4 protein-coding genes are annotated in these 9,364 nt (G+C 47.7%); 3 read left to right on the top strand and 1 reads right to left on the bottom strand.

Annotated elements, in window-relative coordinates; genetic code table 11:
- Nucleotides 1–303: 303 nt before the first annotated feature.
- From VN105_RS10845 to VN105_RS10835, 3 genes are all read left to right on the top strand, one after another.
- Complete coding sequence (locus tag VN105_RS10845) at nucleotides 304–819, top strand: N-acetyltransferase (RefSeq protein WP_325640710.1); 516 nt, start codon at nucleotides 304–306, stop codon at nucleotides 817–819.
- Nucleotides 820–1,242: 423 nt separating this feature from the next.
- Nucleotides 1,243–4,494 (top strand): TonB-dependent receptor, encoded by a 3,252-nt coding sequence (locus VN105_RS10840; protein ID WP_325640708.1) that lies wholly within the window; start codon nucleotides 1,243–1,245, stop codon nucleotides 4,492–4,494.
- An 18-nt stretch (nucleotides 4,495–4,512) separates the two neighbouring features.
- The gene (locus tag VN105_RS10835) at nucleotides 4,513–6,507 is read left to right on the top strand and encodes a RagB/SusD family nutrient uptake outer membrane protein (RefSeq protein WP_325640706.1); all 1,995 of its coding nucleotides are present in this window, start codon (nucleotides 4,513–4,515) and stop codon (nucleotides 6,505–6,507) included.
- A gap of 76 nt (nucleotides 6,508–6,583) precedes the next feature.
- Here the strand turns inward: VN105_RS10835 and VN105_RS10830 are convergent.
- On the bottom strand, nucleotides 6,584–9,364 hold a 2,781-nt coding region (locus VN105_RS10830), incomplete at its 5' end, for a sugar-binding domain-containing protein (RefSeq protein WP_325640704.1).

The following is a 9,364-nucleotide window of genomic DNA, read 5'->3' as shown; positions in this document are numbered from 1 at the left end:
GATAAAAAGGTTCGGGTTTTGTACCAGCGGGATCACGTCCACCTGTAGGTCATCTCTTCTATATTTCCTTTTCATAAAACTATTTATAGATAACATAAAAATATGCGTGCCCGTTATGAGGGTCGTATCACAGTTTTCTTTATTTTCGGGTGGAATTCCACTTTTCTTCAATTTGAGCGTATGATGGATATTGTATTACAGTAGTTACCCAGGTAATTACATCTTCACCTGATAATTCTATTCATGGTTTCTGCGCCCTGGGCCGCGGGAGTATCCTTCTATTTTTATTTAATTCTGACAGTAATGCATAAATACAATTATACTATCAGGAGGGAAGAGCCTTCTGATATCGTGGCTATCGATGAGGTTACGAAGGCTGCATTTGCCGTAGCAGCATATAGCAGCGGAACGGAATCATTTATCATAAAAGCCCTGCGCGCAAATGGTCAGCTGACCGTTTCCCTGGTAGCAGAAGAGGAAGGAGTATTGATAGGACATATTGCTGTATCGCCTGTAATCATTTCTTCAGGAAGCGAAGGCTGGTTTGGACTTGGGCCTGTATCGGTGAGTCCTTCCAAACAGGGATCTGGCGTGGGTTCCGGGTTGACCAGGGCCGCCATTGACGCATTGCGGGAGCTGCATGCAGCTGGCTGTGTGGTGCTGGGCGAGCCTTCTTATTATGGCCGGTTCGGATTCAGGAGCGATGACCGTTTGCAATACCTGCATGCTCCTGCTGAGTATTTCCAGGTACAGTCATTTGAAGGAGAAATACCGGAAGGAACTGTGGAGTACCATGATAGCTTCAACGTCACCAGTTGAAATTAATCAGTGGTAGATAGAAGGGGCTGTCTCAATAGGATTGAGCAGCCTCTTTTTCTTTGGAACAGGGACATAGCGGAACATTGCCTCAAAAAGAGCTATCCACACAACAACATCCGTTGCAACACCATCGTAATATTGTCCATTTTTTTAACGGTTTTATCCATTGTATATCGGTACATGGGATAATAATTTAGGGCCATTATTTAGTCAACCAAAAAGCATTAAAACAAACAATTGCTTGCGGCGCTGAGGCATTGTGAAGCCGTATCACTATTTATTCGTACTAAAGCCAGCACATATTTTCAGGGCATTTTCATCATCTGTTATGACACGCCATAACAGGAAGGGAAGCTAATGCCGTGTAATATCTCCCACACATTATTCTTACCACGTTTATGCATTACTGTTAAAAAGAAAACAATGAGAACCTTTACTTCCTCCGGGAAAGCATGGCACATAACTACGCTGCCAGGGCTTCCATCGTCGTTTGTTTATCTACTGTTTATTTTCATTATGCTGTTTTTGCCAGCGGTTTTTACACCGGTAAATGCAGCAGACCCTGTGCTTGTAAAAGGCCGGGTGACAGATGGAAATGGTCAGCCGCTACCTGGGGTTACAGTAGTGGCGAAAGGCACCTCGGCAGGAGCCGTTACCAATGCAGCTGGAGAGTACCAGCTAAAAATACCGGAAGGAACAACGGTATTAGTCTTTAAATTCCTGGGTATGCAGGAACAGGAGGTCGAGTTGAAAAACCGGACCCTGGTGAATGTAGTCATGGCTGCTTCCATGCAAAACCTGGATGCTGCTGTTGTGGTAGGTTACGGCACACAGAAAAAAGCCAACCTGACCGGCGCCGTGTCTACTATCAGTTCCAAAGTACTGGAAACAAGACCGGTATCCAATGTGGCCCAGGCGCTGCAGGGGGTGTCGCCGGGACTTAATATTACGCAAAGCGGCGCGATGGGAGGCAGTATGGAAAACAGGCCTTCCATCAATATACGTGGTGTAGGCACCATCGGGCAGGGTTCCGATGCTGCGCCCCTGGTGCTGATCGATGGGATGGAGGGCGATCTCAATGCCGTGAACCCCCAGGATATTGATAACATATCCGTGTTGAAAGATGCGGCCGCTTCATCTATCTACGGTTCCCGTGCACCTTTTGGCGTGATCCTTATCACCACCAAACAGGGAAAGGCCGGCAAAACCACCATCAACGCCGGCGCCAATTACCGCTCTAGCAGCCCGGTATTGCTGCCACACACCATGGATTCCTACACCTTTGCCACCTATTTTAACGATGCCAGCGTAAATTCTGGACAAGGCGTATATTTTACTCCGGCCCGCATGCAACGTATCCGCGATTTTATGGATGGGAAGATCAAAACCACCATCATTCCCCGTCCCGGACAACCCAACATATGGGCAGACGGTTATTATGAAGGCAACGATAACGTTGATTGGTACAGGGCGCTTTATAAACCAACTTCACCTGCACAGGAATATTCCCTGAGCGCCAGCGGCGGCAAGGAAAATATCACCTACTTTATTTCCGGCGGCTATCTCGACCAGATCGGTTTTATGCGCTTTGGTAGCGACAAGTTCAGACGGTACAACATTACGGCGCGCATTAATGCCAAACTCTCCGGGTGGGCATCACTTTCTTTCATCCAGCGCTTCAGTCGTGAAGAGTTTGAAAGACCAAGCTATATGACCAATACCCTGAATGATATCGTAGCGCGGCAAGGATGGCCCATGCTGCCGCTGTATGATAACAACGGGTTCCTCTACGATTCTCCTTCGCCCGCCCTGCAAATGAGAGACGGCGGCGCCAGTGATAAACAATACGATGCCAACTCCCAGCAACTGAAACTGACCATTACGCCGCTGCGCGACTGGAAGATCTTTGCTGACCTCAATTACCGTACTGATAACCAGTTTTATCATTGGGAACTAAAGCCGGTATTTAATCACGATGTGGCAGGAAATCCCTATGTGTACCGAACCGAAAATCATGTGCACGAAGAAGCAGGCCGCACCAATTACCTGAACACCAATTTGTATACAGAATACTTCAAAAAGTTTGGTCAGCATAATTTTAAAATACTGGTTGGCATGCAAACGGAACAAACCAAAGCAAGGTGGTTTTCCGCACAGCGCAACGGTTTAATTGTATCGCAATTGCCGGTGCTGGACATTACTTCCGGCAACGACCCCAATGGTAAACCGGTGCCTCCTGTTGTAGGCGGCAATACCAACAAATGGGCTACACAAGGTTATTTCAGCAGGTTGAACTACGATTACAACGGGAAGTACCTGCTGGAAGCCAACCTGCGGTACGACGGATCTTCGCGCTTCCGCTCCGACATGCGCTGGATGTATTCGCCTTCTGTATCTGCAGGCTGGAACCTCGACCGGGAAAAGTTCTGGCGACCGCTGGAAAGATATGTGAACCAGTTAAAACTAAGAGCTTCAGTGGGTGAGCTGGGGAATCAGAATACTAAAGATTGGTATCCAACCTATCTTGCCGTTCCTACCGGCAATGCCGATGGTTCATGGCTTATCAACGGGCAACGGCCTAACACGGCTACTGCGCCGGGTCTTATTACCTCCAGCCTTTCCTGGGAAAAAGTACGCACCTGGAACTTTGGTATGGACGCGGCGTTTTTACAAAACAGGCTTACATTAACAGTGGAACATTATTCCCGCCTCACCTTAAACATGATAGGTCCCGCTCCTGAGTTGCCCGTGATATTGGGAACGGATGTTCCCAAAGCAAACAATACAGACTTACAAACAAAAGGATGGGAAGTGGAGCTGAACTGGAGAGACCAGCTGAAGAACGGACTGGATTATTACCTGCGCTTCACCATGTCTGATTCCCGTACCAAAATTACACGTTATCCCAATCCCACCGGAAGTTTAAGCACTTTCATCACGGGACATATGATGGGAGAGATCTGGGGTTACCAAACTATCGGTATCGCCAAAACCCAGCAACAAATGGACGATCATCTCAAATCATTACCCAATGGCGCCCAGAATGCATTAGGCAGTAACTGGAAAGCGGGCGATCTGATGTTTGCGGATGTGAATAGAGATGGTAAGATTTCCAGCGGCTCTAATACGGAAGGTGATCACGGCGATCTGATACTTATCGGCAATAATACGCCGCGTTTCCTGATAGGGGCAGATTTCGGGGCAAACTGGAAAGGCATCGATTTCAGGGCTTTTTTCCAGGGTGTAATGAAGCGTGATTATTTCCAGAACAGTTACCAGTTCTGGGGCGCCTCCACCGGTATCTATTCTTCCGCTGGTTTAACAGAGCATACCGATTATTTCCGGGATGATCCTAAACATGTATTAGGTCTCAATCTCGACTCCTACTATCCGCGGCCACTCATCAGTGGTAAGAATCAGGTGGTGCAAACACGCTACCTGCAAAACGCAGCATACGTGCGGTTGAAGAACCTGCAAATCGGTTATACGCTGCCTGCAGGTCTGACCCGGCGTGCCGGCATACAAAAACTCAGGATCTACGCCTCCGGCGAGAACCTGTTTACCATTACAAAAATGGCCACCATGTTCGATCCTGAAACGGTAGACGGCGGCTCCGGCGGCAGTGCATATCCTTTATTCAAAGTGTATGCGTTGGGCCTGAACATTATCCTTTGATCAGACAAATGTAACATCATGAAACAAACACTGTATATATTACTGATAGCGGTTACGGCTTTATTGATGCATGCCTGTAACAAGGATCTGCTGGAAATCACCCCGCCCTCGCGGATAACACCGGAGAATTACCTGCTGGAAGAATCGCAGCTGGCAACTTACGTGATCAGGCGATACGAAACGCTTCCTGTTTTTGGTACATTCGACGGAGACGCCCATACCGATGTGGGCGCAAGGCGTGGGTTTGATAACCGTTATGTGCCGGGCCAGTGGATGGTAGGGCAAACCGGCGGGGAGTGGTCGTTCACAGATATTTACCAGTGCAACTACTTCCTTGAAACGGTGCTGCCGCGTCTCGCTGCCGGTACGCTTACCGGGAATGAAGACAATATCAGGCACTACATAGGCGAAATGTACTTTATGCGCGCCTGGGCCTATTGGGGAAAATTACAGTCGCTGGGCGATTTCCCCATTATTACCCACACGCTGAAGGAAGACAAAGCATCGCTGACCGAGGCCAGCAAACGGGCGCCCCAAACAGAAGTGGCACGCTTCATCATATCAGATCTTGATTCAGCGATTCTCCTGATGGGCGTTACTGCTCCATCAGGTGGTAAAAACCGCTTGTCTAAAATATGCGCACAGCTGTTGAAATCACGCGTGGCATTATACGAGGGCACTTTCCTGAAGTATTTTAGGAACACCGCCTATGTACCCAACGGTCCTAAATGGCCGGGCAAAGACAAAAGCTATAATGCCTCCTACCAGTTCAAATCCGGTAGCATTGAAGGGGAGATCGACTTTTTCCTGACCCAGGCAATGGAGGCCGCAAAAACCGTTGCAGATGCCGTGCCGCTTGTACCTAACAGCATGGCGAAACGGCTGGAAACGGGTAACCAGGATTTTGCCGTGGCAAGTGAAGCAAACCCATATTGCCGGATGTACAGCGCAACAGATCTCTCCGGCTTCAGCGAAGTACTGCTCTGGCGCGACTATGACCTCGGGCAGGGCGTTTCCAACGGTTTCCCCAATACCATACAAGCTGCACATGGCTGGGGATTCACACGGGGGTATGTAGATCGTTTCCTGATGGCGAACGGACTGCCCATTTATGCAACAGGCTCCGGCTATGCAGGCGACGATTCCATACAGCTGGTGCGCCAGAACCGTGATGGCCGACTTTGGCTTTTCCTTGCACAGCCCGGCCAGATCAATATTCTCAAACCATCATCGCTGGGTACACATGCCACGCCGGTAGTAGGATACCCTGACATTATGAACCTGATAGGCAACCATGATAACTCCACCGGCTATATGAGCCGCAAAGGCAATGTATATGATGGCGCACAACTTGGCAATGGCAGGGGAGATGTCGGCAGCATCGTATTCAGGGGAACAGAAGCTTATTTCAATTACATGGAAGCCTCTTACGAAAAGACCGGTGCGCTGGATGGTACAGCCACTGCGTATTGGAAAGCGATCCGGGAAAGAGCAGGAGTGGACCCTGATATTCAGAAAACCATTGCAGCCACCGATCTTGTAAAAGAGGCGGCGAACGACTGGGGCGTATATTCCGCCGGCATCATGGTAGATAAAACCCTTTATAACATTCGCAGGGAGCGGAGTTGTGAACTAATGGGGGAAGGGTTACGGTATATGGATCTGCGCAGATGGCGGGCAATGGATCAAATGATCAAAACGCCTTATTTCATAGAAGGATTCAAACTCTGGGGACCGATCAAAAACTGGTACAGCGCTTCGGCTCTTACTTATAACATCGGCGACAGAAGCACAGTATCTGATCCGGCGCTGAGTCCCTACCTGCGCATTTACCAGAAAACGCCTACAGTGCTGGCATACAATGGTTATAAATGGACGTTGGCACATTATTTCAATCCGATTGCCATACAGCATTTCCTGATCACGTCGGAAGATAACGATGTAAATACTTCCCCTATATATCAGAATCCCGGCTGGCCCATAGAAGCTAATAAGCCGCCCATCGGCTTTTAGGCATGGACGTTAGTAAGCATCGGCAAACATATCCTGCTGTTGGTGTGTTTGCCGATGCTTTTTTATTAATGCTTAACTACTGATACAATTGCTGTATTTGTGCCAGTTCCAGGGTATGCGCTGGTTTGAACTGCGTGCCGCTCATATATTTCCCAAGACTGTAAAGTAACTGGCGGGCTTCCGGACGCTTGTCCTGGTCAGTAAGAAGATCTATTGCCGAAACAACGAGCTTACCTTTTCCTATGTTGCATTCAAAAACCAGCCCCAGGGAACGCGCGGTTACCCAATCGTCAATCACTCTTACAATGGGAGACAGGTTCTTCGCCAGAACATCCAGCTTAATCGCGCTTGAATGACTCATGGCATCCCACCATTGCCAATTGCTATGATATTGAGTAGGGAAATCCGCGAGTGCAGGATGTTTGGGGTTACATAAAATACCTAAGGAAACAGGAGGTTGTTTGGCCGTCCATGCGGTATTCCAGAATATGGAGGAGAACCCGATCTTAATATCGCCGCCCATTTCAGGTTTAACCGATCCTTTTTTCAGTGTCAGCAATACCTTTCCGCCCCGGTTCAATCTTTCAATGGCACTGGCGTCTAACGTTTGGGTTAAAAGTACTTCCCCGGGTGTTTCCGGCAGTACTTTTGGGTAAACGAATATATCCCATGTATTTGTATGGTTGCCTGTTTTGGCCTTTAAAACAAGATGTTGCGCTTTTTTTATTGCTCCGAGAACCTGCCGGATAGTATCTATCTTAATTCCATTTCCTATTTCAATCATTTCTTTTTTAAAGTTGCCATTAAATAACGGCGCTCCGTTTTCAGATTCAATACTCCAGGTAATCAAAGCGTTTTTCATTGGAGCATTGCTAAAATTGGCCATCTCCAATGGAACAACCAACTCTTCATCGTTGGTGTAAATCATTTTTGGTAACCTGGCCAGCAATACTACCGGCGCACAGAACTGGCTAAACCCCGCTGCAGTAATATAAGGTTTGGGTTCCCAGAATGGATCTAAAACACCTACAAGCGCTGTTCCCTGCCCGGGGAAATCATTTAAGCCCAGCAGTTGGAAACCACCGAACCCGGGAGTACGCAACGCAGCTTCAATATCAGCTTTATAGCAAAGCGCCTGCAGCTTTCCGGAAGCCATAAAGAAACTGTCGGCCAGCTGTATCAGGCCATTTTCCTGTAACTTGTCTCTAAAGATTTCAAAATTCTTCGGTTTTAATATACCATCATATTTTTTTATCTCCCTGAAATTGGGATATACGCACCACTGGCCAATTTCATGACTAACAACAGGACGTTTCCATTTTGAAATAATATTTGTCCAGTCATAGTCGGCTCTTGGAGCCTGCTTGTTGATGATGCTTGACAAGCCCTGACCCCATCCCTGGATCCTTGGGTCCGGTGTGTTGTGATAATCACTGGCATCATTTACTGGCCAGCCTGCCGCGGTGGTATAAACCCTTCTTGCATCTTTGGCTTTCCAGTGGTTAACAAAGCCAACCAGGTACGGGGTCTGTTTTTTTCCTCCGGGTTCATTGCCATAGGTCATCATTACAAAAGAAGGATGGTTTCCGTATGCTTTCACCATTTTTTCGCTTTCCTCATAAACATATTTATCTATAGGAAGGCCATCGCCGATTACGTTGGTGTTAAACCCGCTTGCCCATGCAGAACATTCCACCTGTAAATAGATACCGAGTTGGTCGGCCGCGGTAAATGCCGCTTCCGGAGGGCACCAGGAGTGAAATCTTATATGATTCAACCCATAAGCTTTTATCGTTTTAAAATGCTTTATCCAGGTGGCTACATCAGTGGGAGGATAACCTGTTTTTGGGAAAGCCGCACAATCTAACGTACCGCGTAAAAACGTAAGCGTATCATTTACCGCGAACTGGGTGCCCTTGGCTTTGAAGTCGCGCATCCCGAAAGATATACGCTGACGGTCTGTATTGCCCCGCTCCTTCAGGGTTACCTGCATTTCGTATAAGTGCGGGTGAAATTCATTCCACAACAGCGGGTTGCTTCCCATAGGATAGGCAATTGCTATGGTGGTATCTTTTCCGGGAAGCATAATTTCCTGCGTCAGGGGCATTGGTTTTGTTACGCCTGATGTATGGGGGATAGCCGCCAGGTTTAATGAAATTGTCTGCTGAGTACCGGATGTATTTTTGAGATGAATTTTTGCAAGTACCAGTTTGTTTTTAATATCAGGATAAAGCTGCACGTTAGCAATAAAAGTTGCCGGCCTGGCCCGGAGACTCAGTTCCCCCACCATACCGTTCCAGTTGGTTTGTGTATGATCCGATACGCTATGCGCATCATTTCCTACCTGTATGTCTTTTATCCTGTTGTCGACCCTGATGGTTAAACGGTGTGTACCTGGTTGTAATGTATTACCTGGTTCAAACACCTGTGCTGTTCCAAGGCTGTTTTCCATACCTATCTCCACATCATCTATCCATACGGTAGTTTCCCAATGGCTTCTTTCTATAAACAGCTGGATATATTTGTTGTTCCAGGAAGCGGGGATCTTAATTGTTTTCTGATACCAGGCAGCGCCCTGGTAATACTTTACGGGTTGCAGCCAAAAGGGGATCTTAATATTTCCGGGCTGCCTGTATTTCGCATATTCATCGCTTGTAAACCAGGATTTGTCGATAATGTTACCGGTCCAGTGGGTATTTACTGAAACTTCATCGCCCTTTCCATTTGTAGTCATGGATCCGGGAAGTTTAACATGATCTTTTAATGGCCGGTTAAACCATTTACCGGTAACTCCTTGGTCGAGTGAATCTACCTGGAAGCTCCAGCTGCCTGAAAGGTCAGTTTTTTCCTGTGCGGC

Source organism: Chitinophaga sp., from assembly GCF_035564935.1.
Classification (GTDB): domain Bacteria; phylum Bacteroidota; class Bacteroidia; order Chitinophagales; family Chitinophagaceae; genus Chitinophaga.
Note: the sequence above shows the minus strand (reverse complement) of the source record. Positions and strands in the feature narration are given on the sequence as shown.

Coding starts and splice junctions, on each gene's coding strand:
- VN105_RS10845 (WP_325640710.1), top strand. CDS start 304: ATGCATAAATACAATTATACTATCAGGAGGGAAGAGCCTTCTGATATC.
- VN105_RS10840 (WP_325640708.1), top strand. CDS start 1,243: ATGAGAACCTTTACTTCCTCCGGGAAAGCATGGCACATAACTACGCTG.
- VN105_RS10835 (WP_325640706.1), top strand. CDS start 4,513: ATGAAACAAACACTGTATATATTACTGATAGCGGTTACGGCTTTATTG.